General features: G+C 42.5%; 23 protein-coding genes and 2 pseudogenes. 8 read left to right on the top strand and 17 right to left on the bottom strand.

What is annotated here, in order from left to right:
• The 3 genes and pseudogenes from JEQ21_RS09955 to JEQ21_RS07250 all read left to right on the top strand — a co-directional run.
• A pseudogene (locus tag JEQ21_RS09955) lies at positions 1-317 on the top strand (hypothetical protein); the annotation flags it as partial.
• A 407-nt stretch (positions 318-724) separates the two neighbouring features.
• The gene (locus JEQ21_RS10305; RefSeq protein WP_442805121.1) at positions 725-1,036 is read left to right on the top strand and encodes a DUF6978 family protein; all 312 of its coding nucleotides are present in this window, start codon (positions 725-727) and stop codon (positions 1,034-1,036) included.
• Position 1,037: 1 nt separating this feature from the next.
• Positions 1,038-1,820 carry a DUF1828 domain-containing protein gene (locus JEQ21_RS07250; protein ID WP_199364711.1) on the top strand — a complete coding sequence of 261 codons (783 nt, stop codon included), beginning with the start codon at positions 1,038-1,040 and terminating at the stop codon, positions 1,818-1,820.
• A gap of 186 nt (positions 1,821-2,006) precedes the next feature.
• Here the strand turns inward: JEQ21_RS07250 and lacG are convergent, their stop codons facing one another.
• The 11 genes from lacG to JEQ21_RS07305 form a co-directional block, all read right to left on the bottom strand.
• A complete protein-coding gene (gene lacG / locus JEQ21_RS07255) occupies positions 2,007-3,413 on the bottom strand; it encodes a 6-phospho-beta-galactosidase (protein ID WP_199364712.1) in 1,407 nt (468 codons plus the stop codon).
• Between the two features lie 12 nt (positions 3,414-3,425).
• Positions 3,426-5,066, bottom strand: a complete 1,641-nt coding sequence (locus JEQ21_RS07260) for a lactose-specific PTS transporter subunit EIIC (protein ID WP_199364713.1) — start codon at positions 5,064-5,066, stop codon at positions 3,426-3,428.
• 4 nt (positions 5,067-5,070) lie between these two features.
• On the bottom strand, positions 5,071-5,382 hold the full coding sequence (lacF, locus tag JEQ21_RS07265; protein ID WP_199364714.1) for a PTS lactose transporter subunit IIA: 312 nt from the start codon (positions 5,380-5,382) through the stop codon (positions 5,071-5,073).
• Between the two features lie 17 nt (positions 5,383-5,399).
• Entirely contained in the window at positions 5,400-6,233 is an 834-nt protein-coding gene (locus tag JEQ21_RS07270) for a PRD domain-containing protein (RefSeq protein ID WP_199364715.1), read from the bottom strand.
• Positions 6,234-6,601: 368 nt separating this feature from the next.
• Positions 6,602-7,546, bottom strand: a complete 945-nt coding sequence (gene lacD / locus JEQ21_RS07275; RefSeq protein WP_199364716.1) for a tagatose-bisphosphate aldolase — start codon at positions 7,544-7,546, stop codon at positions 6,602-6,604.
• A 1-nt stretch (position 7,547) separates the two neighbouring features.
• On the bottom strand, positions 7,548-8,480 hold the full coding sequence (lacC, locus tag JEQ21_RS07280) for a tagatose-6-phosphate kinase (RefSeq protein WP_199364717.1): 933 nt from the start codon (positions 8,478-8,480) through the stop codon (positions 7,548-7,550).
• Positions 8,481-8,495: 15 nt separating this feature from the next.
• Complete coding sequence (gene lacB, locus JEQ21_RS07285) at positions 8,496-9,011, bottom strand: galactose-6-phosphate isomerase subunit LacB (protein WP_199364718.1); 516 nt, start codon at positions 9,009-9,011, stop codon at positions 8,496-8,498.
• Between the two features lie 23 nt (positions 9,012-9,034).
• Positions 9,035-9,457, bottom strand: coding sequence for a galactose-6-phosphate isomerase subunit LacA (gene lacA / locus JEQ21_RS07290; RefSeq protein WP_199364719.1), 423 nt, complete (start codon positions 9,455-9,457; stop codon positions 9,035-9,037).
• A gap of 444 nt (positions 9,458-9,901) precedes the next feature.
• Positions 9,902-10,669, bottom strand: coding sequence for a DeoR/GlpR family DNA-binding transcription regulator (locus JEQ21_RS07295; RefSeq protein ID WP_199364720.1), 768 nt, complete (start codon positions 10,667-10,669; stop codon positions 9,902-9,904).
• A 252-nt stretch (positions 10,670-10,921) separates the two neighbouring features.
• Positions 10,922-11,242: a hypothetical protein gene (locus tag JEQ21_RS10210; RefSeq protein ID WP_325176128.1), complete on the bottom strand. Its 321-nt coding sequence runs from the start codon at positions 11,240-11,242 to the stop codon at positions 10,922-10,924.
• Positions 11,238-11,459, bottom strand: a complete 222-nt coding sequence (locus JEQ21_RS07305; RefSeq protein WP_233340809.1) for a type II toxin-antitoxin system antitoxin, RelB/DinJ family — start codon at positions 11,457-11,459, stop codon at positions 11,238-11,240. The genes JEQ21_RS10210 and JEQ21_RS07305 overlap by 5 nt, the downstream gene beginning before the upstream one ends.
• Before the next feature lie 518 nt (positions 11,460-11,977).
• Between JEQ21_RS07305 and JEQ21_RS07310 the strand changes: the two genes are divergently transcribed.
• The 4 genes from JEQ21_RS07310 (at position 11,978) to JEQ21_RS07325 (ending at position 15,416) form a co-directional block, all read left to right on the top strand.
• Positions 11,978-12,883 (top strand): excalibur calcium-binding domain-containing protein, encoded by a 906-nt coding sequence (locus JEQ21_RS07310; RefSeq protein WP_199364722.1) that lies wholly within the window; start codon positions 11,978-11,980, stop codon positions 12,881-12,883.
• 218 nt (positions 12,884-13,101) lie between these two features.
• Positions 13,102-14,154, top strand: coding sequence for a bifunctional glycosyltransferase family 2/GtrA family protein (locus JEQ21_RS07315; RefSeq protein WP_199364723.1), 1,053 nt, complete (start codon positions 13,102-13,104; stop codon positions 14,152-14,154).
• On the top strand, positions 14,141-15,043 hold the full coding sequence (locus tag JEQ21_RS07320) for a phosphodiester glycosidase family protein (RefSeq protein WP_199364724.1): 903 nt from the start codon (positions 14,141-14,143) through the stop codon (positions 15,041-15,043). The genes JEQ21_RS07315 and JEQ21_RS07320 overlap by 14 nt, the downstream gene beginning before the upstream one ends.
• Positions 15,024-15,416, top strand: a complete 393-nt coding sequence (locus JEQ21_RS07325; protein ID WP_199364725.1) for a hypothetical protein — start codon at positions 15,024-15,026, stop codon at positions 15,414-15,416. The genes JEQ21_RS07320 and JEQ21_RS07325 overlap by 20 nt, the downstream gene beginning before the upstream one ends.
• Positions 15,417-15,447: 31 nt before the next feature.
• Here the strand turns inward: JEQ21_RS07325 and JEQ21_RS07330 are convergent, their stop codons facing one another.
• The 6 genes from JEQ21_RS07330 to JEQ21_RS07355 form a co-directional block, all read right to left on the bottom strand.
• On the bottom strand, positions 15,448-15,747 hold the full coding sequence (locus JEQ21_RS07330; protein WP_199364726.1) for a hypothetical protein: 300 nt from the start codon (positions 15,745-15,747) through the stop codon (positions 15,448-15,450).
• On the bottom strand, positions 15,722-15,937 hold the full coding sequence (locus JEQ21_RS07335) for a hypothetical protein (RefSeq protein WP_199364727.1): 216 nt from the start codon (positions 15,935-15,937) through the stop codon (positions 15,722-15,724). Before JEQ21_RS07335 ends, JEQ21_RS07330 begins: the two co-directional genes overlap by 26 nt.
• A 305-nt stretch (positions 15,938-16,242) precedes the next feature.
• Positions 16,243-16,701, bottom strand: coding sequence for a hypothetical protein (locus JEQ21_RS07340; RefSeq protein WP_199364728.1), 459 nt, complete (start codon positions 16,699-16,701; stop codon positions 16,243-16,245).
• A 93-nt stretch (positions 16,702-16,794) separates the two neighbouring features.
• Complete coding sequence (locus tag JEQ21_RS07345) at positions 16,795-19,758, bottom strand: type I restriction endonuclease subunit R (RefSeq protein ID WP_199364729.1); 2,964 nt, start codon at positions 19,756-19,758, stop codon at positions 16,795-16,797.
• Positions 19,759-19,770: 12 nt separating this feature from the next.
• On the bottom strand, positions 19,771-21,366 hold the full coding sequence (locus JEQ21_RS07350; RefSeq protein ID WP_199364730.1) for a type I restriction-modification system subunit M: 1,596 nt from the start codon (positions 21,364-21,366) through the stop codon (positions 19,771-19,773).
• A 31-nt stretch (positions 21,367-21,397) separates the two neighbouring features.
• Positions 21,398-22,675: a restriction endonuclease subunit S gene (locus JEQ21_RS07355; protein WP_199364731.1), complete on the bottom strand. Its 1,278-nt coding sequence runs from the start codon at positions 22,673-22,675 to the stop codon at positions 21,398-21,400.
• Between the two features lie 260 nt (positions 22,676-22,935).
• On the opposite strand from JEQ21_RS07355, the pseudogene JEQ21_RS07360 reads away from it, so the two are divergent.
• Positions 22,936-23,808: pseudogene (locus tag JEQ21_RS07360) on the top strand (restriction endonuclease subunit S); the annotation flags it as partial.
• Between the last annotated feature and the right edge of the window lie 165 nt (positions 23,809-23,973).

Raw genomic sequence — 23,973 nt, forward strand, 5'->3', positions numbered from 1 at the left:
TTGGCGTGCGCCGAGTTCATGTTCGAGGAAATCAAAATGTGGAAACAGAGTTAGGACTCCTCTTAATGAGCATGAATCTTACAAAATTGACTAAGAGGTTAGTCCAATATGAAAAAGATAAAGAAAAATCACAGACAAATTTGTATCTTTTGGCGAAAACCAAGTACAAATTATCTGTGATTTTTCAATTATTGGCTAGTTTTTGCCCAGCCTCACCACATGCTATTCAAAAAAGTTTCACGAGGAACACTTTGTTCGAAAAAAATAGAAGACTTTATATCCCAAATCATCTTAACTATTGCCACGTTATCATTTGACTCTCTAATCACAGTATTCTAAAATGAAGACACAAGAATTGATCCTAGTTATTAGGAAGAAAAGCAGATAGAACGAAATGAGGTAAATGCAATGAACTAAGGGAGGATATGAATATGGACCTAACAAATTTAACTGACAAAGATATCGCAACAATCATCAAACGATTGAAGATGCCTAAAAATGAAGATAGAATGACCGACCTATACTATGAACTCTCTTCACTCTTCGGTAAAATCAATTCGGATATTGTTATCATTGGAGAGTGGGACAGAACAGTTTTCTACCGAAAACTGTTCGTAGTCCCACCTCCGCACAGTTGATTAGGTTGTTTTCTAAGCTTAAAAAGCGAATGAAAACACCAATCAACCACTGCGTCAAAGTGATTTCACTCACTAACATAGGGTAGTTGAGACTTTTATCCAACCTCCATCTTCATGTTTTCAGAGGTAAGCGAAATCCTGAACGCTATAGTATCCACCTTAGACTTAAAAATTTGCAAGAACCTATCATTCGTTTAGACATTAATCCCAGTAATAGACATACCAATCCAGATGGAACTGTCATCATCGGAAGTCACATTCATGTCTATTCAAATCAATATACTAAAAAAGATGCAACCGCAGTCTTATTATCTGAATCTGACTTCCCAAATATAACTCATATTATTGACACCTTCGATTCATTCCTATCCTATACAAACATCAGAAAGGGGAACTAGTATGTCACATTCTGATTTTTTGAAAAACACTTACTTCAATTGGTTGTTCGAGGAGTACAAGTTTAACCAAATTGATCAAAACGTTATTGAAATACAAACACCTTTTCTAGACAACGAATCCGATTCTATCATCCTCTACTCAGAATTCTTATCCTCAAATCAAGTATTGCTCACTGATGATGGTTGGACACTCAATTTTCTAAAACATCATGGAATTTCATTTAGTGGTAGCACACAAAAAAACATTTTAAACACAATCGTCACTCCTTTAGGAACAAAGGTAAAAGAGGATGAACTGTGTATCACAACAAGTATCGATCAATTTCCAATCGCAAAGCAACGCCTGCTACAAACAATTATGCAGGTTAATGATATGATTGTCCTGCAAAATAAACAGGTCAAGAACGTCTTCCAAGAAGAAGTTAGAATTCTGTTAGACAAGCAGAAAATCCTCTTCACCAATCGCCCCTCTTTTACCGGAAAAGAAGGAATTACCGTTCAATTTGATTTCGCTATTCCAACCAATAAAATTGAACGACTAGTACGAACCATTTCCAATGGAAATGACCTCAATCGAGCAAAACTACTAGCCATGGATACTCGGATTCTTCAATACAACCGAACAAACACAGAATATATCGCTCTTGTTGATGACTTGCACTATGAATTCACAAAAGATCTAGAAACAAAAGCCATCTTCCAGGAGAATAGTCATAGCCAAATCCATTTAATCAGACATAGCCAAATTCTTGAAGACTACAGTTTACTTTCAAACAAGGTATAGTAGCCACCAAAAAAGCAGAAGTTCTCACCTCTAATAATAGAACTTCTGCTTTTGTTTTATACTCATTAAATTTCAAAATCTGACGTTGTCAAGCCTCTTCGGTGAACCTTAGTTCTACCATCATCGGCTTTCCTAGTCATCTTTTTGAAATTTTTCGAGTATTCCGATTTAGAAGTTAGTTAAGTATTAGTCTATCCACTTGTCTTCTGCCAACTTCCGATACCAGTAAGCGCTTTGTTTGGGGTAGCGCTTTTGTGTTTCGAAATCGACGTAGAAGAGGCCGTAGCGTTTGTCATACCCGTTGGACCAGGAGAAGACGTCCATCAGAGACCAGAGGAAGTAGCCCTTGACTTGGGCGCCATCTGTGATGGCGTCCGCAATGGCTGCCAGATGTTGGCGGATGTAATCAATGCGATAGCCGTCATGGACGGTAGTCTGCTCAAGTTGGTCTTTGTAGCCCAAACCGTTTTCGGTGATGTAAATTTTTTTGTAATTCGGGTAATCCTTGGTCACGCGCATAATCTGATCATACAGTCCTTGGGGATAGATGATCCAATCCCAATCGGTTTTAGGGATCGATTCGGGAGCCCGTCGGCGGCCAACTCCCTTGATTTGATAAGAGGAGGAGCCTTTTTGGCCAGTTCCATTGTGGATAATTTCGGTCTCTCCCTCACAAGCCTGCATCCAGTCGCTCATATAGTAATTAATCCCAAGGAAATCATTCAAGTCCTTGGCTGCTTCTAAAGCCTCAAAGTCGGTCGGCCGAAGATCCAGTTTTCCACCGTGGATTTCTAATAGCTCCTGCACTCCAGTCCAAGTTGCCGACGAATAATGGCCTAGATAAGTCGCATCCAAAATAAATTTGTTGTGGATGATGTCTTCTAGTTCTGCGGCTCGGATGTCGGCAGGGTTGTTTGGATCATAGGGGTATTTGGTGGGCAAAGCGTGAACCACACCGATTTGGCCTGCATACCTCGCCTGTTTATAGAGCAAGACAGCTTTAGCGTGGGCAACCATCATATTATGGTGGGATTGGAAAACTTTTGCGAGATCATACTGGATTCCGGGTGGGAATTTTCCGACCAGATATTGACCATCTCCAATGGGGCCAATTTCATTGAAGGTGGTCCAGTAAGTAACCTCCGAGAATTCCTGGAAGCAAAAGGCTGCATAATCCACAAAATGGTCAATCGTCTCTCGATTCAAGAAGTCCCCTTGACTGTGGAGTGCCTCTGGAGTATCAAAGTGATGCAGAGTCACAAAAGGCTCAACTCCCCGTTTGCGGCATTCCTCAAATAGGCGGTGATAGAACTCTACCCCTTGAGGGTTCACCTGACCCCATCCCCTAGGAAAAATCCGTGACCAAGCTATGGAAATGCGTAGAGCACCGACTCCAAACTCCTCACACAGAGCTAAATCCACCGGATATTGATGGTAAAAATCAGAAGCTGGGTCCGCTTTGAACCAATAATGATCCGCTAAAAACTGATCCCAAGCAACAGGACCTTTCCCATCAACTTGCGTCGCTCCTTCAGCTTGGTAGGCCGCTGTCGCCCCACCCAAGAGAAAATCACCTGGCAATTGTCTCCTCATACAAGACCTCCCTCACTGCAACTGCTTCCGAACAAAGTCCAAGGCTTCTTGTCCATCCCGTGTCAATTTAATGTATTCTGCCCCTTCGGTTTTAGCCAGGCGGATGCCCAAAGCCTCGGTTTCCTGCTTGATATCTTCATAGTTCGAAGCTACCTGCGGTGCCAAGACCACTAAGTCATACTCCGGCAAGATTTCCCGGTGAGCCCCATAACTCCCCGCTGCGGCGGTTACGGGCACCCCGTATTCCTGGGCAGCCTTGGTGAGCGCATTGGCCAAAAGACCGCTCGTTCCACCACCAGCGCAGAGAACCAAGACATTGGTTTCTTGGGTCACTTCCTCTTGAACAGAAACTTCTTCTTTTGGTTCCAAAACCGGCTCTGGCTGACCTTCCGTCTCCTCTGCTAAGATTTGTTGGTCATAGACCTTGAGGAAAGGATAGTAAAGAGCTGTGTCCACTAGGACCAAGAGGAGCGCCAGCAAAAAGGCTAGAGGAGCAAAGTTGGTCCCCATGATAATTCCCAGTGGACCAGGGGTTGTCCAAGGCAGGTTAACACTGAAGGAATTCATTTTGAGACTGTCCACAAAAAATTTAAAGATCCAGACATTCACAATTGGAGCCAAAACAAACGGAAGGAAAAAGACAGGGTTGAGCACAATCGGCGCCCCAAATAAAATCGGTTCGTTCACTCCAAAGAAAGTCGGAATAACCGATGCACGGCCAATAGCTCGATTCCGCTTAGACTTGGTGAGCCACATGAACATGAAGGGAACCACCAAGGTCGCCCCAGTACCACCCATGGTTACAATGAACATCTGAGTCCCTGATGTCAAAATCTTGTCTGCGTGTTGCCCAGCCTGCAAGAGTTGGAAATTGGCTTCCACATTGGCATAAGTAATCGCCGCGATGGCTGGTTCCACAATCGACGGACCGTGAATTCCAACAAACCAGAAAAGGGCGTAGGCTCCAAAAATCAGCGTAATCCCTAAGTAACCATCTGCTGCTGTAAATAGGGGTTCAAACGCTTTGAGAATCGCCTCAGCCACACTGGTTCCAACCAATTGACGGCTGAGAAGATCCAAGCCATAAAGGACAAAGATAGAAAGAGCATACGGAATAATATCCTTAAATGCCTGAGACACATTCGGCGGAACTTCTTGAGGCATGGGGATGGTGACATTATTCTTCACACAAAGTCGGTACAGATTAACCGTCATAAAGGCCGCTAGAAAAGCTGTCAGCAAACCTTTCGTTCCCATATAACCATTGGCTAAGCCACCTTCTAAACTATCTGCTGCTAGCAGTAAAAAACCAGAAATCGCCGCCATCATGGTCGACAAGAAGTTGATCTGATTGGTCTTAGGCAGGTCTCGGTTAAAAGCATCCGTCAAGGATTTAGCCGTTGTCCCAGCAACGAGTACCGCTACAATCCCCATGGTATAACCATACGGTTTCATAATCGCCGCCACCATCTCCTCAGACCAGGTAAAGCCAAAGATATTCGGAACAAAGGCTACCAGTAGAAAAATACTGGAAAAGAGAATCACCGGCATAGCTGCGATAAAGCCATCCCGAATCGCTCTTAAGTAAGCATTTCGAGAAACTTTCTCAAAGAAAGGCTTGCCTTTTTCTATCCAAGCAATCAATTGATTCATGACCTTACCCCCTTCTATACAACTCAATCATATGTTTCATTAAATCCTTCAAGAGCAGCGTTGTCATCAAATGATCCTGCCCATGCATCAAGGTCACACTGTAGGCTAAATCTTCTCCTGCTGCTTCCTTCTGCAAAAGGCTGGTTTGAGCCTGGTGTGCTTGCACAATACAATCATTGGCCTCTTCTACCAGCACTTCTGCTCGCTCGTAGTCCCCACTTTGCGCCGCATTCAAGGCTTCCAATAATCGAGAACGAGCATCTCCTGCATAAGCCACAATTTCAAAACCTAATAAGGTACTTTCTTCACGATTCATCTCAGAACCTCCTTTTTTTACAATAACCGTTGAATATGTAAAACCAAGTAAAACCGTTCCGTATTGGGAATCGGCTGGTCAACCACTTCCTGAATCAGAGCAAAAATCTGACTCCCAATCTCATAAGCCTGGGGATGGGTCTTCCGGATTGACTGGTCTAGGTCATCCAAAGAAATCGCCTGTTCATTTCCACGCTCTAAATTACTGAGGAAATAGGACAAGTGCAACATAAACCGATCATAAAAATTACTGTTGAATTTTTGCCTGCGAATTCCCTGTTCTTGCAAAACCTCCTCCACCTTCTCCAGGATCTGCTTGCCCAACTCCTGTTCCTGATGGGTATCCGGCAAGGTCTCACCCTTAGCATTGATGAGATGTAAGGCAATCCGACCCACCTCATCCTGAGGAAATTCTTCCGATAGTTTTTGCCGAAAGAGGGCAAGAGCTTCTTGGGCCATCTGGTATTCCAAAGGGTATTGGCCAGACATATCTGGCAAATGACTCTCCTGATAAGTCCCCTTCAGGAGCGCTTGATAGGAACAGCGCATATGATCCGTTAGGGTCACATAGAGGTATTCCTGTACGGGATAGTGATAGTGGTCTACCAAGTAATGAATAACTGAATAACTAGTCGTAATGAAATCTAAGGGGATATCCTTGAGCAGGGTTAGAAAATTTTCCTTGGCTTCTTCATTATGGAGAGAGAAGACTGTCTCTACCTTTTCTGGCTTTAGAAGATCTCCCTTTCGCTTTTGAAAGGCAATCCCCAGTCCCATGACCACAGCCTGCTCTCCTCTTTCATTTTTAACCAAGGCTGCATTGTTATTCAGACTCTGTAGAACGCGATACATACTTCCTCCTTTCTAATATACTCTTTTAGTTTATCTTGCCGTACTTTAGTACTGCCTGCGACTCGCTGCCTTGTACTAAAAGCAAACTAAAAGACTATACTCATTGAATTTCAAATTCTGACGTTGTCAAGCCGCTCTGATGGACTTATTGATTGCGTGCCTCATCATTTTTTGAAATTCCTTGAGTATTTTGAGTTTGAAATTAGTTCAGTATAATTCTAAAAAAAGAAAAAGACTACAAACAAACCGAGAACCCCTGTCCTCTGATTCATCTGTAGTCTTGCCTAATCGAATTAGTTACAATCCACCCTATTCATGCTATTGAATCCATTATAACATATTGTTGGAAGTTATGTAAACCCTTTCTTTTAAACCGGCGTAGCTGTTTCAGCTAATACACGATTCAAGCTTTCCAGGTTCTCACGGCCGACCGTCCGCAGCCAGTCACGCGCAGCTTCTTCCCCCTGCTGAACATAGACAGGTACGACGCCAGCCCAAGTGGCCCGTCCACACAAAACGCCATTAAAACGAGCACCAGCTTCCGCCGCAAACCTGAGTGTTTCCTGGAACAGTTGGGCAGATACACCGGCAGATAGGTAAATATAAGGTAAATGGGTAGCCGCTTCTTGCTGGCGGAAATACTCTGCTGCTTCTGCTCGACTATAGGCTACCTCACCTTGTGCAAATCCCTCTACAAAATTCATATTGACCGGAACCTCGACTTTGAGTACCGTTACACCAAAACGGGAATCCGAGAAAAGCTCCATCGCTTGATTCACCTTATGCGGTTTGATTCGAGCATAGTCCAAACCAGTCGTATCAGCCAACTGCTCATCATAGGAGACAATTTCCAAGAAGAAAGGAAGGCCCTCGGACCGACATTCTGAGCCCAACCGTTCAACATAAGCCTGCTTCTGTTGGTTGACCTGTGAATCTCCATCCACATCATAATAAAGCAAGAATTTCACAGCATCTGCTCCCGCCTCCTTGAGACGTAAAACAGACCAGTCTTCTAAACAATCCGGCAAGCGACTGCTAGAGTTCGTATCATACCCCGTCTTTTCATAAGCCAGCAAAAGCCCCGCAGACTCCGCCCGCACCTGAGCTGCTGGCAAGCCAAATTCCGGATCCAGCAGGATGGAGGAAGCATAAGGGGTCAATTCCTCAGACACCAAGCGTTTCAGAATCTCCATTTGCTCAGCAGTCGGCTCCGTCTCCTGATGCTGGGCCAACATCTTTTTCAATGCTCCCCGTTGGTCAAAGGCCAAGGCCGATATCAAACCCGTCTCAGTAGTCAACTTTTCCAATCCCATCTCACACCTCTTCCACTTCAATCTGCTCAAGCAAGTCCGCCGCCTTGTCCAAATTCACAAAGCCCGTCGCTTCCTCTTGCGCATTGAGCATCCCCAGCAAGTTTCCGCGCTTGAGCACGTCCGCATCCGCCAATCCTTGTGAAAGCCCTGATGCCAGACCAGCCACCGTAGAATCACCCGATCCAACAGGATTCACCACCTCTATTTTAGGAATACGGACCCGATAATACTTGTCTCCATGTTTGGCAAAAGCGCCTGCGGCGCCAAGAGAGACAACAATCCAGTCAATCCCGGCAAAGCGTTCATGAGCCAAAAGAGCTTTCAAGTCAGCCAAGTCCAGACTAACTTCCCGACCCACCAACTGACTCAACTCCTCTAAATTAGGCTTAATCAGATTTGGACGAACAGAACTTTCCAAGACCGCTTCTAAAGAAGCCCCTGACGTATCCAAGAGCACACCGACCCCTGCTTCCTGGCAAAGCGCTAGCAAGGAAACATAGAAGTCAACCGGCAAGCCCTTAGGCAGACTACCGGAGAAGACCACCCACTGAGCCTCTGCTAAAAGCTCTTTGAAATGAGCTGTAAAAGCCTGAGCCTCCTCTGGGCTAATCTCCGGCCCCTGCTCCAAAATCTCTGTTTGCTGACCCTGATGTAAAACAGCCACACAATTACGGGTTTCCCCCGCAATTTCCTTGAAGGAATGGCCAATCCCTTGTCGGTCCAACTCTTGCGCCAAAACCTGACCTAATCCTCCCCCAAGAAATCCCGTAGCCAAAACGGGGTCCCCTAGCTGTTGTAGGACACGGGTCACATTCAATCCCTTGCCACCCGCGGTTTTCCGAACATCCTGAACACGATTCACCCCGTCCAACTGAAAAGTCTCTAACTGGTAAGCTACGTCAATCGAGGGGTTTAGGGTTACTGTAATAATCATAGGCACCTCCTGCTCCTAATCCTGGTATTCGCCACGATCCCACTTTTCAAGAAACTCTTTGAAAAACTCTGGATCCTTCTGACTTTGTGATGGCTGCTCCAAGTCTGCTATTTTTTTCAAAAGCGTCTGGCTCAGAGGACTGGCTTGGTAATCTGCTTCCAAAAAAGCTTGCACGATATCCCGCATGAGGAACTCACCGGTAATCTTACCACCAAATCCAAGCACATTGGCATTTAGAATCTCTTTGGCATACAAGGCTGAGGACATGTCCCGCACCAAGGCTGCTCGCACTCCTGGAACCTTGTTGGCCGCATTGGTAATGCCAATGCCAGTGCCACAAATACAAATGCCCACATCCGCCTGTCCACTGGTCACTGCCTCACCCACCAACTTGCCATAAATAGGATAGTGGGTCCGCACATGGTCATAAGCCCCGTAGTCCAGCACCTCATGCCCTGCTTCCTTCAAATAATCCACCAAGGCTATCTTCTCATCTGTCACAATATGATCACAACCGATTGCAATTTTCATCTGTCGCCTCCTCCCTGACACAATCAGCACATTTTATTCAACATGTCCACGCGAATCTGATGGCGGCCACCATCATAGTGGCCTTCCACAAAATTCCGAACGATGTTTTTGGCCAAAGAAGAACCAAGGACCTCGCTTCCAAAAGTCAGCAGACGAGCATTGTTGTGCTCCCGCGTCATGTAAGCCGAGCGCTCATCAGACACCACCGCCGCAACCATCCCCTTGACCTTGGTTGCTACCATGAATGGCCCTTGACCAAAGGCATCGACCACCAGCCCCAGCGCCTCCGGATCCGTCAGCAGCTCTTGCACAACCGCCAAAGTTGTGTCCACAAAATCAACACCCTGGCTCACATCCAAAACCTGGTAGCCCAAACTCTCTAAATAGGACTGAGCCTCCTCCAGCAAGCCTTTCCCCGCTGGATCCGCACCCACAATCACTCTCATGGCGCACCTCCACTTGTTGTTTATTTGTTTATATTGTACACCTAATCAGACAATAAATCAACAACTTTTGTTTAAAGAAACAAAAAAAGAGGTTGGGGTAAAAACCTCAACCTTCCTATTTTAGTTAGTGAATTCGCTTTGACGCAGTGGTTGATTGGCACTTTCGGTCGCTTTTATTGAGAGAACATTTCATGTTCTCTTAGCCAGATACTCAAAGAGTCAATTCCTGATTCTTTGACCTCCGAAAATAACCGAATCAACATTGACATGAACTTCGTTCCTTTCATTTAGAAACTCTAAAGGCATTCAACATGCCTTTAGACCGGAGGTGGGAGTGAAACGGTTTGGGGAGAAACCGTTTCAGCTTACAACTTGAAACAAAGACTTGTAACGAACGATTTTATTTGTAAAAATTGTTCTGTCTCACTCCCAAACTAAACATTCCTACTCTAAATCATTGACAATCTCCACATTCCCCTCCAACAAAGGGAACAACTCCTCGTCCTGCTGGACATCTGTCACCAAGGCTGTCACATCCTTAAGTTCACAAAAACTGGCAAAATCATCCTTCCCAACCTTGGATCCATCCAAAAGCAGATAACGCTCCAAGGAATGCTCCAAGGCCAAACCCTGCGTATAAGCTTCCGCCAGCGTCGACGTCATCACCTGCCCGTCCTTAACCCCATTGGCAGAAAAAAACATCTTGGAAAAGCGAAGCTTTTCCAAACTCGTATTGGTGATCTCACCCACGAAACTCTCCGTCAACTGCCGGTACTCACCTCCCAAGAGAAAAACCTGAAAAGTCTCCGACTTCTTCTGGGACAAAACCGTAAAGACAGGCATACAATTGGTAATCACTGTCAACCGCTGGTTGACAATCTCCGCAGCTAGGGCTGCCACCGAGGTCCCTGGCCCTAAGAAAACCGTATCGCCCTCTTCAATCAAGGCCGCAGCCCGCCGCGCAATCGCTACCTTGGCCTCGTGGTGCTGCACATCCTTCTCTGAATGGGAGTACTCCCGAAACTGGAAAGCCTTATTGGAACGGGCTCCCCCATGGATCTTGGTCAAGACCCCCTGCTCCTCTAATTCCAACAAATCTCGCCTTACCGTCATATCAGTAACCTGCAACAAATCAACAATCTCGGAAATCCGAATTGTCCCCTTCCTGTGGACCAAACGTGTAATTTCAGCCAGACGCTCCTGCTTTTTCATCCCAAGCTCCTCTTTGCTTTTTGTTGCATTATATCAAAAATAAAACAAAAAATGTTGGAAGCAACAGAAAAGGCTGAAACAATAGTCTCAACCCTCTATTTTGATTCATAATAATAACCTTTATGCAGTCATTAAATCTGTTTTTTATTCCTGAGTCCATCAAGCGGTCTCTATCCCTTTTTGATAACTTACCAATCAATTGAATGGCAAATTCATTTAAATCTAACTCATATATAGTCTTTTAGTTTGCTTTTAGTACAAGGCAGCGAGTCGCAGACAGTACTGAAGTACGGCAAGACGAGCTAACACAGTAATAAAAGATAAACTAAAAGAGTATATTTGAATCATATCGATATATGACGGATTATGCAATCCTGCTTGATACCAATCAATAATTTCTAAATACTGAGATTTTATTATTTCTGATTTAGACTCAAATTTGCTAGTGATTCGATAGGTTTGAATAGCCTCATCGTTGAACTTCACAACTACCGCAGGGCGGATTTTTGAACCTGTCCCATCACTATCCTGAATCCTAGAAATAACAACTGAGTAAATCTCTAATTCATCAATCATTAAAATAATCCTCAAACTCTGGATATTCATTCTCATCTCCAAAATACTGATTAACAGATTTTGGATTATTGTCACCAACCTTAACAATAGGACTAACAGATTTGACTAAATGATAAAACTCAGCAACATCTAACTGAGGAGACAATTTCAGCTCAAAAGGCAATCCTCTATTCATTACACTTTGTTTTAAAAAAATTCGAATTGCTGTTGTCATATCCATTCCTAACTGGTCAAAAATTTCACTACTTTCCTTTTTTTAAGAATTCATCTATACGAATGGTTATAGTTGCCATGATACTCACTCCTCCTAGACTTGGCATATTTTTATGCTCCACAGAGGTCAAACCTGATCCAATTTCCGTCAGAGTCTGCTTGAAGAATTTGTTCAACCTTCCTCCAGAGACAAAATAAAAGGAACACTCACTAAACAAGGGATTGACATGTATCGATCACATTTTTCCACTGCAGTGTGAAGACTATTTGGACTATTGGCAGATGAACCATTCAAAAACGGCCGAAGACTATTTGAGGAGCTTCTTACAATAACTAGCGCTAAATTTGTTTATCACTTCTTAGATAAACAAAATCGCTGAAACCATTGATACACAAAGCTTTATAGAGGGTTAGTTTCGATTTTTGCTTGTAGTGTATGAAGTCTATTGGGACGCTTGGCGGATTGAAGTTAGCTCATCGACCGAAAGTCCTAGTGAAATTTTGTAATGGATATCCATTATGACATTGACTTTTGGTACAGTTTTAACTAAAATACAACTATATTGTAAACGTATACAAAATTGCAAAAGGAGAATTCTGATGACAACTATTCTAACATTCATATTTCTAGCATCCATTGTAGCTATCTGGTATTTTAAAAAGCGAGATCCCAACAAAATATTCCGAAGAATCGCAATTGGAACAAGTGTGTGGTCTGCATTATTAATCGGCTATATTACACCTAGTCCAGAACGCACTACTAGTAACTCAACCACTGTAGCCTCTTCTGAAGCAAAAACTACAGCTAGCTCAGAGAAAGCGCCCTCCGAAAAAGAGAAAGATAATAATGAGGCTGAAAAACTAGTCAAAGAACTAGAAAAAAATAAAACAAAGAGCAATCTTCAGGCAGCTCAAAAAGAAGTTGATGCATTATCTGATAAAACATTAAAATCTTCACTTCAAAAACGAATCAACTCAATTGCGAACGAGATTTCAAAAAAAGAAGAGGAAGAATTAGCTGCAGAGAAAAAGATAGAAGAAGAGAGAAAACAAGCACAAGCAAAGCAAAAAGCTGAAGAAGAGGCGAAACGCCAAGCAGAGCAGGCTGCTAAAGAAGAGGCTGAGAAGCAGGCTCAAGCGGCTGCGCAGCAAGAAGCTGAAAGACAAGCTCAAGCGGCTGCGCAACAAGAAGCTGAAAGACAAGCTCAAGCGGCTGCACAACAAGAAGCCGAAAGACAAGCTCAAGCGGCTGCGCAACAAGAAGCTGAGAGACAAGCTCAGATTGCTGCACAACAAGCTACCGCGAATGCCTATTATCCCAACTGTGCTGCAGCCCGAGCTGCTGGTGCAGCTCCAGTTTACAGTGGACAACCTGGTTATGGAAGTCATCTAGATCGCGATGGAGATGGAATTGGTTGTGAATAACCTCCATACATCAATATTTTATCTACCAATATTCAACTTACACCTTAGTTCCGACAACTAGGGTGTATTTTCTTTTGCAGGAAAACTTGTAAAAAGCCCCAACCCCCGCTCTCTCCTTAATCAACTCTTAACCCAATTCATCATCTCGCTTATTTTCAGATTGCTTTCAGAAAAGTCCCGTATTCTTAAACGCAAGAAGAAAAAACGAGGTAAGCGATATGTATTATGTAGTGATCCCAGCCTATCAACCGGATGAAAAACTGATCCAATTATTAACCGTTATGATGCAGCGCTTGGACTGTCAAACTATCGTCGTGGACGATGGCAGCACGGGAAAGTCTGCAGAAATCATCGAGGCTGCCAAATCCTACGCGACTGTCTTGCACCATGAGAGGAATCAAGGAAAAGGGCAAGCCTTGCGGACAGCCTTTCAGTATCTGCAAGTTTTCGGTCAGGATGGGGTAGTGGTAACCGCAGATGCGGATGGACAGCACGCTGTGCAGGACATTGACCGACTAGCTCACGCAGCCATGAACCTGCCTAGCCGCCTTATCTTGGGTGTTCGCCAGTTCACCAAGGATATCCCGCTGCGCAGCCGTTTTGGCAACCAGCTCACCAGGGTCTTGTTTCGTCTGCAGACTGGAGTCAATGTGATCGATACCCAGACTGGTCTCCGAGCCTTCCACACCGACCTGCTTCCTTTCATGCTAGAGGTCGAAGGGAATCGCTACGAATATGAGATGAATATGCTTAGCCAGGCTAGCCAACGTTACAAAATGACCGAAGTCCCGATCCAAACCATCTACATCGATGACAACGCCAGTTCCCACTTCCGGCCTATTCAAGATAGCTTGCTGATTTATAAGAATCTCTTGAAGTTTGCACTATCCTCCCTCAGCAGTTTCCTTGTTGACTACGCTGTTTACGCCCTTCTCCTCCTGCTAACTGCTGCACTGCCAACAGCAACCCGCCTGGTGCTAGCCAATACCATTGCTCGCATCACGAGCTCCATTTTCAACTTCAGCCTCAATAAGAAGCTGGTCTTTCACAACCGGAACAGTCTTACCCGCACGGGGGCTGGCTACTTCACCTTAGCCCTCACCCTCTTCCTTGCGGACACAGCCCTTCTTTACCTTTTTCACCAAATTTTAGGAATGAATCTTTATATGGTAAAAATTATAGTAGGCTTCTTCCTCTTCCTACTGTCTTGGACAGTGCAAAAAAACGTCATTTTCAGAGAAAGGAATTCGTATAGCCGTGAAATTGCTTAAGAAACCCTTCGCCTACGCCAGCATCTTCGGCCTACTCCTGACTGGCGGCTTCAGCTACTCCCTGCTAAAAACCTTTGTCCTATCCCAAGCTATGACCAGCGTCAACGCCACCAACACCTCCTCATCAGCAACCACAAGCCCAACCAATGTCTCCACAACTGACACCAGCTACACCGATGACAACATCCAAATCAACTTGGAAACCATCACAACCAATGACACAACCGTCTACGTCGCCGACATCCACGTCAGCTCCGCAGACTACCTCAAAACAGCCCTTGCCCAGAACACCTATGGCACTAACATCACCGCCAAAACCTCTGAGACCGCCAGCCAAAATAAGGCCATCCTCGCCGTCAACGGCGACTACTACGGTGCCAACGCATCCGGATACGTCATCCGCAACGGCACCATCTACCGCGACACCGTCCGAGACAATGCTGACTTCGGCGACCTGGCCATCTACGCCGACGGCTCCTTCAAAATCATCAAGGAAACCGAAGTCACCGCCCAAGAACTGGTTGACGACGGCGTCGTCAACCTCCTGGCCTTCGGACCCGCCCTCATTGAAAACGGTCAAATCGCTGTCGACACCAGCACCGAAGTCGGCCGTGCCATGGCCTCCAACCCCCGTTCCGCCATCGGTATCATTGACGAAAACCACTACATCATCGTCGTCGCCGACAGCCGCACAGAAGAAAGCCAAGGACTTTCCCTCTACCAAATGGCAGAAGTCCTAAAAGAATACGGCGCACAAACCGCCTACAACCTAGACGGCGGTGGCTCCTCCACCTTCTACTTCAACGGCCAAGTCATCAACAAACCCACCACAAACGGAAACACCATCTCAGAAAGAGAGGTCAGCGACATTGTCTACATCGGTTACTAATCCCAGCCAACGATTCAGAAGAAACCTAATCACCTACCTAGCCCTCACAGTCTTCCTCTTCCTCTTCAGTCGCATCTACGAAAGCCTCAGCTATGGCGAAGTCTCCTTCTTCATGCACTACATCTGGACTGTTCCCCTAGCCGGTGGCAGCCTCCTCCTGACACTCATGAAATTCAGACCCAAGCTCTCACGACTCAGCTACAACCTCTGGAACTCCGGCATCGCCACCCTCACTGCCAGCTTCCTCCTCCGTGGCATCATTAATTTATCCGGCCGATCAACAACCTTGGACCAACCCTATTGGCTCATCGGAGCCAGCTTCCTCGCCCTAGCCCTTCTCTCTTTATTTATTCATTCGAAAAAACACGCCTAAAATCAAACGATTTTAGGCGCTTTTTTAATCATCAATCCATTTCAGACAAGTAGGCTTTAATCCCATGCCAAAAGCGTTGAAAATCTTCTCTCTCCGTCGGCCAAATCTTGGTCACACGGTCTATAGCAATTATAAACACCGCCAACATCTCATAATCAGCAGAAGATTGGGAAACCAGACCCACACGCTTACCGACAATCAGAAAGAGGTAGAAAACAAACAAACTCGTACGCTTGGGAAAAGCCAGCAAATCCTCCATCCCCATCCGCAAACCACGATAGAAGCCCCCTTGCCTCCTCCCCGCCTCAAGCCAAGACAAAATCCGGGCCATACAGCCAGTCGGACGTTAGAAACAGCGCTTGGATGGCGATGATAATCATGGCTACGTTGTTGGCATGCTCCTCTGACATCCCCAAAGAGCGCGTGATGTCAAAAATCATATCCCCATTAAAAAGAGCCAAATAAAGCACACCCACTACCAAAACCAAAGCAATCAGAAAAATCACCAAAGTTCGTGGCAAATTTTTTTACAGTCATAAAATTTTGTCCTCTTCCTTATATCTCTGTAGAATAAAATTCCCTAAATACTCCACATCCTTAAAATTATATACTACTGAATCAAAAAAGTCCCCCACATATACCGCAGGGAACTCACAAAATCTAATCATAATAGAAAACATAACTTATCCAATAACATGCCAGAGATACTGTTTACATTGTTTCTATATTATAGACAAGATACCACTCAGACGAACTTGGATAGAATTACCATAGCATAGGGAGAGGATGAGTGCAAGGGGGGGAATTCATCATACAATGACACTCCTTACTTCGCTAACGGTGAATTCAAAACATCCTTCAAAGACATATACCGAGGACTGACTCCTTTTGGAACATTTGGAATTCCCTTTCTCAAGCCACTGTCTTCCGTTAATTCCAGAGCAATCCAATTAAACTCATTTTCCTTCTCTGACTTATTTATTTCACTCCATTGACAGGGCACTTTAATCTCTGGATTACTTGGTTCTTTATCATATCTACCTTTTTCAAGTACCCTAGCTAGAAACCCAAAACTACCATCTGGAATCGCTAATAATAAATAGTCTCCTAGATTCGGATGATTATCTTTTCGGAACAATTTCGATTTTGTTGTGAAAAGCACTTTCCCCTTATTAGCTTTTGCAAAATAATAGTGTGCTTCTAAATTGCCAAGTTGAGAATATTTTTTCTCTCCTTCTCCCATATCAATCTCTCGAATTTTATATACAACAACTTCTTCACACATCTTCTTCCCTCGAAATCTGTTAACCTTAAAATAAAAGCCCGAGTCAATCCCTTGGAATTAAATACAAAAAACATCAGATAATATGTGACCTATCTACCTACTCTTCAATGGCAGGATTTCTTCCTCAATCATCGCAAATAGATTCTTTTTGACAATATTTTTATATCTTATTTTCTTGGGTGCGTCGTCACCTTTTTGACTTTTGAAACGGGCATAGTCAGCAGAATCTGTTAAGGCTTTCTCACCGATTTGTTTCTCCAAACCTTGGCGGTAATTAGAGGCTACAAATTTCAGTTCCTCCAAACCAACTGCCCATTCATCTGCCAAAGTCGCTAACAATTGCTCAGTGTTTTTTTCGATAAGTAAATCCAATTGATGAGCTACAGATTCACCTTGGAAATTATTTTCTTTGGCTTCTTGCCAAATTTTCTCAATCAACTGAGCCAATTTTGAGTTATGTGCCGCTAGGTCTTCAATATACCGATCTACAACATCCTTGTCTCTTTGCGTTAAAGAATCCTCTTTATTGTCGATCAAATTTTGAATGAGTGAAATAATGTAGTGATAGTTCACTTCATCTGTCCGTATGGACTCTAATTCATATTCAATATCAATGACCAGTCCATCGTTCACATTTAAATCATCTTTTCGTCTACGTAGTTCAGCAATTGTATTCTCATATCGCCCACGATACTCTTCTAAAACTTCAGGTGTCCATTCAATCTCTTGGTAAATTTCTGCCTGATTGTAATCCGTATATACCTGGATAGAGGCATGAAGTTTATCAAATTCTTGGAAAGCCTTAGCGAATCGTTTCAATTCCGCATCCGTACCTGAATCTAAATCAGGGGTCTTATCAGGATTTGAAGCAATCAATTTTAGCTGATTCACTTTCTCAAGGAAACGTCCTTTTTCCTCTTCCCATTTAGGAGCTAAAACATAGGATTCCCCACCATTTGAGTACAAACTCAGAGCTTCATCAACTTTCTCCTTAAATCGGTCTGGTGTTTGAAAGGTTACAATCTGGCCATATTTCTTCCCTGCATCAAAAAGACGATTTGTCCTTGAAAAGGCCTGGATAAGGTGCTGGGGCTTCATTGGTTGTCTGTCGATAAAGATAGTAGATAAGCAAGGGGCATCAAAACCGGTTAAAAGACGATCTACCACTATCACGAGATCTAGCTGTTCTTCTCGCTTGGCATATTTATCTTTTTTACGTGCCAAACGCTCGTTCAAATCGGTATTATAAGTATCCAAAGTTGGGAGAGTAAAGTGAGTCCCAAACATTTCATTATAATCTTTCAGACTCTCTTCCATCTTATCTTGATTGGAGATAGAATCTTCTTCATTTTCAGTCACAGAGTAGGTAATCGCTACCTTGGGAAAATCAGGTAAGACCTTTTTGATGGATTCAGAAATCTTTAGAGAACTCTGCCCGTCTTTAATTTCTTTGATTAAATCATAATAAGCCTGCGCACGCGCAATTGATTTCACCGTCAAAAGTCCAACATAAGTAGCTCCGGCCCCATTCTTAAATCCAAGTTTTCGTTTAGACTGGTTTAACACTCCATCCAAAACCCGAAGCATATGTTCTTTATTTTCATAATACGACTCTTGAATTTCTTCTTCCGCTATATCCGGCATAGTGGTTTGATATTCCACTTGAAATCCAAGTACAGCCTTATCATGAATAGCTTCTTTAACAGTATACTCATGTAGACATTTTCCATACTGTTCTTCGGTTGTCTGAGCCAAGTCTCCCTTCTGCTCTCGCTTGTTGACCGCAAAGATCGGTGTTCCAGTGAATCCATACCACAAAGAATTTGCAAAGAAACCTTCTAAAATTCGCTGACGCTCTGGCGTCACTGCTCGGTGACACTCATCAACAACAAAGGCCAGCTTCAAATTTTTCACACGCTCATAATAACGCTTATGTCTTCCTTCCTCAAATTGCTTGAGCAAATTATTCAATTTTTGAATGGTCGTAACCACTACTCGTCTTTCATCAGAAGCCAAATTCTTCAGCAATTTCCCCGTGTCATCAGTTTGATCAATATCAATCATGTCATTCTCTGCATAGGAAAGAAAGGCTGAGGTCGTTTGTTGATCCAAATCTTGTCGGTCAATCACAAAAAGTGTCTTTTCAATCGAAGGAATCTGGAGTAAATTCCTAGCCACCTTGTACGAAGTTAGTGTCTTACCAGAACCAGTTGTATGCCAAATGTATCCCGATTCTCGACGACGACTCGCTTCACTAATAGCTTCAATCGCATGAACTTGATAAGGACGAAGCAATATTAAAGACTTTTTATCATCATCAATCACGGAATACTGCATCACCATCTGATGTGCAGTAGGAATTGATAATACCTTCTGAGCAAAATCAAATAAATGCGGCTGAGGATTATTGAGTTCATCTACCCATTGAGTTAAAAAGCGATCATTTAATTTATTGTATTTCGCTGCTGCTATGTAGCGAGTTTCTGTAATATTCGAAACCACAAACATTTGAAGAGTAGAGTAAATCCCTTTAAATTGCCCCTCCTCATCATATTTTTTTATTTGGCGAAAAGCATCCATGAATGGATGTGAGCGACTTTTCAATTCAATGTGAATCATGGGCAAGCCATTAATAAGCAAGGTTACATCTCCAATCCGAGGACGGTTGGTATTTCGTTCAAATCGAACCTGATTAACTACTTCATAACTGGAACGACCACCTGCCACTTCCAGACGTCCCACAACATCTAACCGAATTGTACCTAGTGAAGCATCTTCACGCTGAATCTGTACCTTTGCAATCCCATTTTCCCCTGCTAACCACTTAGCAGCTTCGTAGTAGTTGATGAAATTGAGTTGATTCTTAATCTGATACTTTTCTTGCTCTGTTAGTGGAGTATCCGCTAATTTACTGACATTGTTAGCTTCTAGTTTTTCAAAGAAATTTCTCCATAAGAGATCCTCTGAGTTCAGCTCCGGACGATAAACCCACTGACTTTCACCACTGCAAAGCTGGGTAATTAAATCTTGCTCAAATTGTACTTCTTTTACTGCCATTCTGTACCTCAACTATTTAAAAAGATTCATAAACTCTTGCAATTCCTGTTGAGCCTCTACGGTTGTCCCCTCTAATTCTCCAAGCATTTTCATCAGTTCGTTGGTCGTTGCTGCAATATCATCCTGAATGGAGCGTAAATCCTTGGCCAAGTCTGGTAATGGTACCACTTCCTCTTCTTCAAACGTATCGACATATCGAGGAATATTGAGATTATAGTCATTCTCCACTATTTCTTCAAAGCTTGCCACATGGGCGAATTTTTCAATATCTTGACGATCCTGATAAGCTTGAATAATCTTTGCCACATGTTCTTCCGTCATGATATTCTGATTTTTTTCCTTTTGGAATTCTTTTGAAGCATCAATAAACAAAACATCTTTCTTTGTTCGATCTTTCTTCAAAATAATAACCGTAGTTGGAATGGAGGTGTTATAAAAAATATTGGCCGGTAAACCAATAATCGTATCAATCGCCCCCTCTTCTAAGAGATGTTGGCGAATCTTTTGCTCTGCATTCCCCCTAAAGAGAACCCCATGCGGAAGTACAATAGCCATAACCCCATTGTGTTTTAAATGATAAAAACCATGAAGAAGAAAAGCGAAGTCAGCCTTGGACTTCGGAGCCAAAACGCCAAAATTAGAGAAACGAGGGTCTTGTAAAAAACCTTTATCCGCTGACCATTTTTGAGAATAAGGAGGATTCATCAAAACTCCATCAAAATCCGTTGGCTCTGTCGTTGGCCAATCAGAATCCAAGGTATCCCCAATATGGAGCTTCTGATTTTCAATCGCAACCCCATGCAGCATCATATTCATCCGTGCTAAATTATAGGTGGAGGCATTGATTTCTTGCCCGAAATAGGAAACTGTTGAAGCTTCTTGACTATAACGCTTGGCATTTAGCAACAAAGAACCAGATCCCATCGTCGGATCATAAAGACTCATCCCCTTTTGCTTTTCACGACCAAGAAATACAATTTGTGTCATTAAGTGTGAAACCGCTTGAGGTGTATAAAACTCTCCCGCCTTTTTACCTGAATCCGAAGCAAACTGACCAATCAAATACTCATAAGCATCTCCAAGAACATCGCCGTTATGAGTATTCAATTCCAACTCATTCAGTTCCTTCATCAAAGACGAAATAACTTGATTTTGCTTTTGAGCCGTAGACCCCAATTTCTTGGAATATAAATCAATGTCTTCAAACAAATTATTAAAGATCTCATTAGACTGCTCAATATCACGGAAACCTTGAGCCAACTCCTCCAATTGGAACTGGTTGTTATATACCTTTTCCACAAGAGCCGTAAATGTCAAATTAGCTTCCAGTACATACCCAAGTTCATCCTCCAGAACCTCAAGTAAATCCTGACGAATCTCCTCATCCTGTAAACCTTCTTCATAAAGAGCTTGGGCCTGCTTTAAGTTCACGAATGTCTCATCTAAGTTATCACACACTGCAAATAACAATTGATCTGATAAATACTTATAGAAAATCAGCCCCAAAAGGTAAGACTTATACTCATTCGCATCCATTTTCCCACGAAGAATATCCGCCGCATTCCATAAAGTTTGATAAAGTGTTTTTGAATTATTCTCTACTGACATTGTGTTTCCTTTACTATTCTAAATACCATTCTTAACGAGGGAACATTAACTTCAACAGTGTCTGTTTCTGCATTTTCAACAACTCCAACTTACGCTGTTGAAGGGTGATGAGGTAATCGAGGGTGGAGAAGAAAGAGCCGATGGATTGTTGCTCAGTGACACTTTTTGGAAATACAATCTTTGTATTAGCAATATTTTTCTTGCTTAAAGAAAGGACTTTAATACCTTGCATAAGTTTGATTAATTGTTTTCGATATGACGGGGAGTTAAGATAGTATCCCAAAAACTTAGGAGCAAATTGAATTTTTGGACGTCCAATTATTGTATGTAGCCCAGCTACAGCAAAGCTGTCACTTGAAATCCCAGTAATTTCAATCGCTTTACCTACAGTTTCATCTTCTGCTGAATCCGCTAAAATCACATCTCCATTTTTTAGTAATTGAGTTTTGAATTCTGTAACTTTTCCATTAGTAACAAAAGGGACTATATCATCATTAATATCTAAAATAGATTCAAACTTAACTAAGATATCTCCATAATGTATATTTTTTATTACGCCATCCTCATAAGTTAATGCAGCACGAGAGAGTGTATTATTTGAAATTGTGAGGTCAATTACGTTAGAAAAATTACGCTGTTCCCAAGCGTCCGTAAATCCAGGAAAACGAACTTCTGGAATTGTTTCACCATTTTTCGGAAACATCTTTGAAAGTAACGTTTTCTTTGCTGCTTTCAAAGATTCTAACTCACGCTGCTGAAGGGTGATGAGGTGGTCGAGAGCAGAGAAGAAGGATCCGATGGATTTTTGTTCAGATTTGTCACATGGTATAAATAAAGATTTTGAAAGCAATTCCGAAGTTGTAATACCTTTTATAGAGGTTCCTTGAGCATTTACTTTTTCCGATTGTAATAGTTTGTAGACTGCATAAACCGCAAACTTTTCGTCTATTAATAATCCACTTAATGTGTGAAAATCTTGACTAGTACAGAATTGATAAGGTATTAAAGAAAGTTTCCCAACACCAACCCGTGTCACAATAGCGATTGAATTTGACGGAATAAGTTTTGTTGCAGATTTTTCAATAGCTTCTTTGGTAATAAATTTTTGAGGTTGATTATCGAAAAGTTTATCTTCTAAAATATCTTTTGACTGAAACCACGGAATATTCCCTTTCCAATACTCATTAACTGAAGTTTTAGGTGTTCCCCCACCAAAGCTCTCCGTTGTAATATCTTTTAACTTACGCAGTTCCCAAGTTTCGGTAAAACCTTTGAAGCGTATAGCTGGTATAAGATTTTTTTCTTTCATTTCTTTCACTTCCTTTTCAATATATAGTGTGCATCAACCTTATTGGAACACCTGATCCGTATATTTCATCGGTACTATTCCTTCAATTCCATGTCGTAGAATATTTCATCATTTTTCATCACCTGAAAACCATTAATATTCGGAGATTTTTTATAATGGATAAGTTCGAATCTTAATTGCCTTTTGTCTGTTCCAGATATTAGTTATCAGTTATATTCTACTAAAAATCTCGTTAATTTGCGCCCTCTTGGGAACAGCGAAAGTTGGGAGAATTGACGGATATTAAAACTGGGGATAAAGATGTTCAGGACGCTAGCGACGAGGGTTTGTATCCATTCTATATTAGGTCAGCGGAAGTACTTAGAAGTGATACATATTCATTTGATGGCGAAGCAATATTAATTCCTGGTGAAGGGAGATTAGGTGAGATTTTTCATTACATTAATGGTAAATTTGCATATCATCAAAGAGTTTATAAAATTTCGGATTTCACAAATAGTTACGCCCAATTTGTTTTGCAGTACATGATGAAATCATTTAAGAAGCATGCCATGCAATATACAGTAAAGGCTACCGTAGATTCTTTGAGGAAACCGACAATTCAAGATTTTATTGTCCCGATACCTTCGATTTTGGAACAACAATCCATCGGCACTTTCTTCTCCACGCTCGACCACCTCATCACCCTTCAGCAGCGTGAGCGTCATTTCCATAATTCCGACGCGAAATCATCGTTTTCTGGAAACATTTCACATCATATTGGAGTATTTACTGCAATCATTTTCCATTCCTATACAAACACTTGGGAACAGCGTAAGCTGGGGACAATTGCGAATTTTTCAAAAGGGAAAGGATATACTAAGAAAGATTTAGCTAATTCTGGAACTAAAATCATCCTTTATGGACGCATGTATACTGATTTTCAATTTTCCATAGAAACCACAGACACTTTTGTAGTAGCTCAAGATGATAGTGTTTATAGTGAGGGAAATGAAGTTTTAATTCCATCATCTGGCGAAACTCCCACGGACATAGCTAGAGCTTCAGCAATAACAAAGTCAGGTATTATAATTGGTGGTGATTTAAATATTGTTCAACCGAACAAAGATATAATCCCGAGTTTATCACTTTAAAAAAGACAAAAGATAGCTAACCCCTTGGGGGACAAGGAGTTTGGCTATCTTTTTTAATTATTTTCGTGTTGTATATGAACCTCTAGCATAATTTCTTAATTCCTCGAACTTCACAACTCCCTTTGTCCAGTCAATTCCAAGAAGCTTATTTAACTCCTGCATATC

The organism is Streptococcus sp. 121 (assembly GCF_016458205.1).
Taxonomy (GTDB): Bacteria; Bacillota; Bacilli; order Lactobacillales; family Streptococcaceae; genus Streptococcus.

Bases quoted from the DNA above. Each gene is read 5' to 3' on its own strand.
- JEQ21_RS07350 (WP_199364730.1), bottom strand. From the start codon at position 21,366: ATGTCAGTAGAGAATAATTCAAAAACACTTTATCAAACTTTATGGAAT.
- lacF (WP_199364714.1), bottom strand. From the start codon at position 5,382: ATGAATCGTGAAGAAAGTACCTTATTAGGTTTTGAAATTGTGGCTTAT.
- JEQ21_RS07250 (WP_199364711.1), top strand. From the start codon at position 1,038: ATGTCACATTCTGATTTTTTGAAAAACACTTACTTCAATTGGTTGTTC.
- lacA (WP_199364719.1), bottom strand. From the start codon at position 9,457: ATGAGAGTGATTGTGGGTGCGGATCCAGCGGGGAAAGGCTTGCTGGAG.
- JEQ21_RS07295 (WP_199364720.1), bottom strand. From the start codon at position 10,669: ATGAAAAAGCAGGAGCGTCTGGCTGAAATTACACGTTTGGTCCACAGG.
- JEQ21_RS07355 (WP_199364731.1), bottom strand. From the start codon at position 22,675: ATGAAAGAAAAAAATCTTATACCAGCTATACGCTTCAAAGGTTTTACC.
- lacB (WP_199364718.1), bottom strand. From the start codon at position 9,011: ATGAAAATTGCAATCGGTTGTGATCATATTGTGACAGATGAGAAGATA.
- JEQ21_RS07260 (WP_199364713.1), bottom strand. From the start codon at position 5,066: ATGAATCAATTGATTGCTTGGATAGAAAAAGGCAAGCCTTTCTTTGAG.
- JEQ21_RS07345 (WP_199364729.1), bottom strand. From the start codon at position 19,758: ATGGCAGTAAAAGAAGTACAATTTGAGCAAGATTTAATTACCCAGCTT.
- lacG (WP_199364712.1), bottom strand. From the start codon at position 3,413: ATGAGGAGACAATTGCCAGGTGATTTTCTCTTGGGTGGGGCGACAGCG.
- JEQ21_RS07310 (WP_199364722.1), top strand. From the start codon at position 11,978: ATGACATTGACTTTTGGTACAGTTTTAACTAAAATACAACTATATTGT.
- lacC (WP_199364717.1), bottom strand. From the start codon at position 8,480: ATGATTATTACAGTAACCCTAAACCCCTCGATTGACGTAGCTTACCAG.
- JEQ21_RS07330 (WP_199364726.1), bottom strand. From the start codon at position 15,747: ATGGCCCGGATTTTGTCTTGGCTTGAGGCGGGGAGGAGGCAAGGGGGC.
- JEQ21_RS07305 (WP_233340809.1), bottom strand. From the start codon at position 11,459: ATGACAACAGCAATTCGAATTTTTTTAAAACAAAGTGTAATGAATAGA.
- JEQ21_RS07315 (WP_199364723.1), top strand. From the start codon at position 13,102: ATGTATTATGTAGTGATCCCAGCCTATCAACCGGATGAAAAACTGATC.
- JEQ21_RS07270 (WP_199364715.1), bottom strand. From the start codon at position 6,233: ATGTATCGCGTTCTACAGAGTCTGAATAACAATGCAGCCTTGGTTAAA.
- JEQ21_RS07340 (WP_199364728.1), bottom strand. From the start codon at position 16,701: ATGTGTGAAGAAGTTGTTGTATATAAAATTCGAGAGATTGATATGGGA.
- lacD (WP_199364716.1), bottom strand. From the start codon at position 7,546: ATGGGATTGGAAAAGTTGACTACTGAGACGGGTTTGATATCGGCCTTG.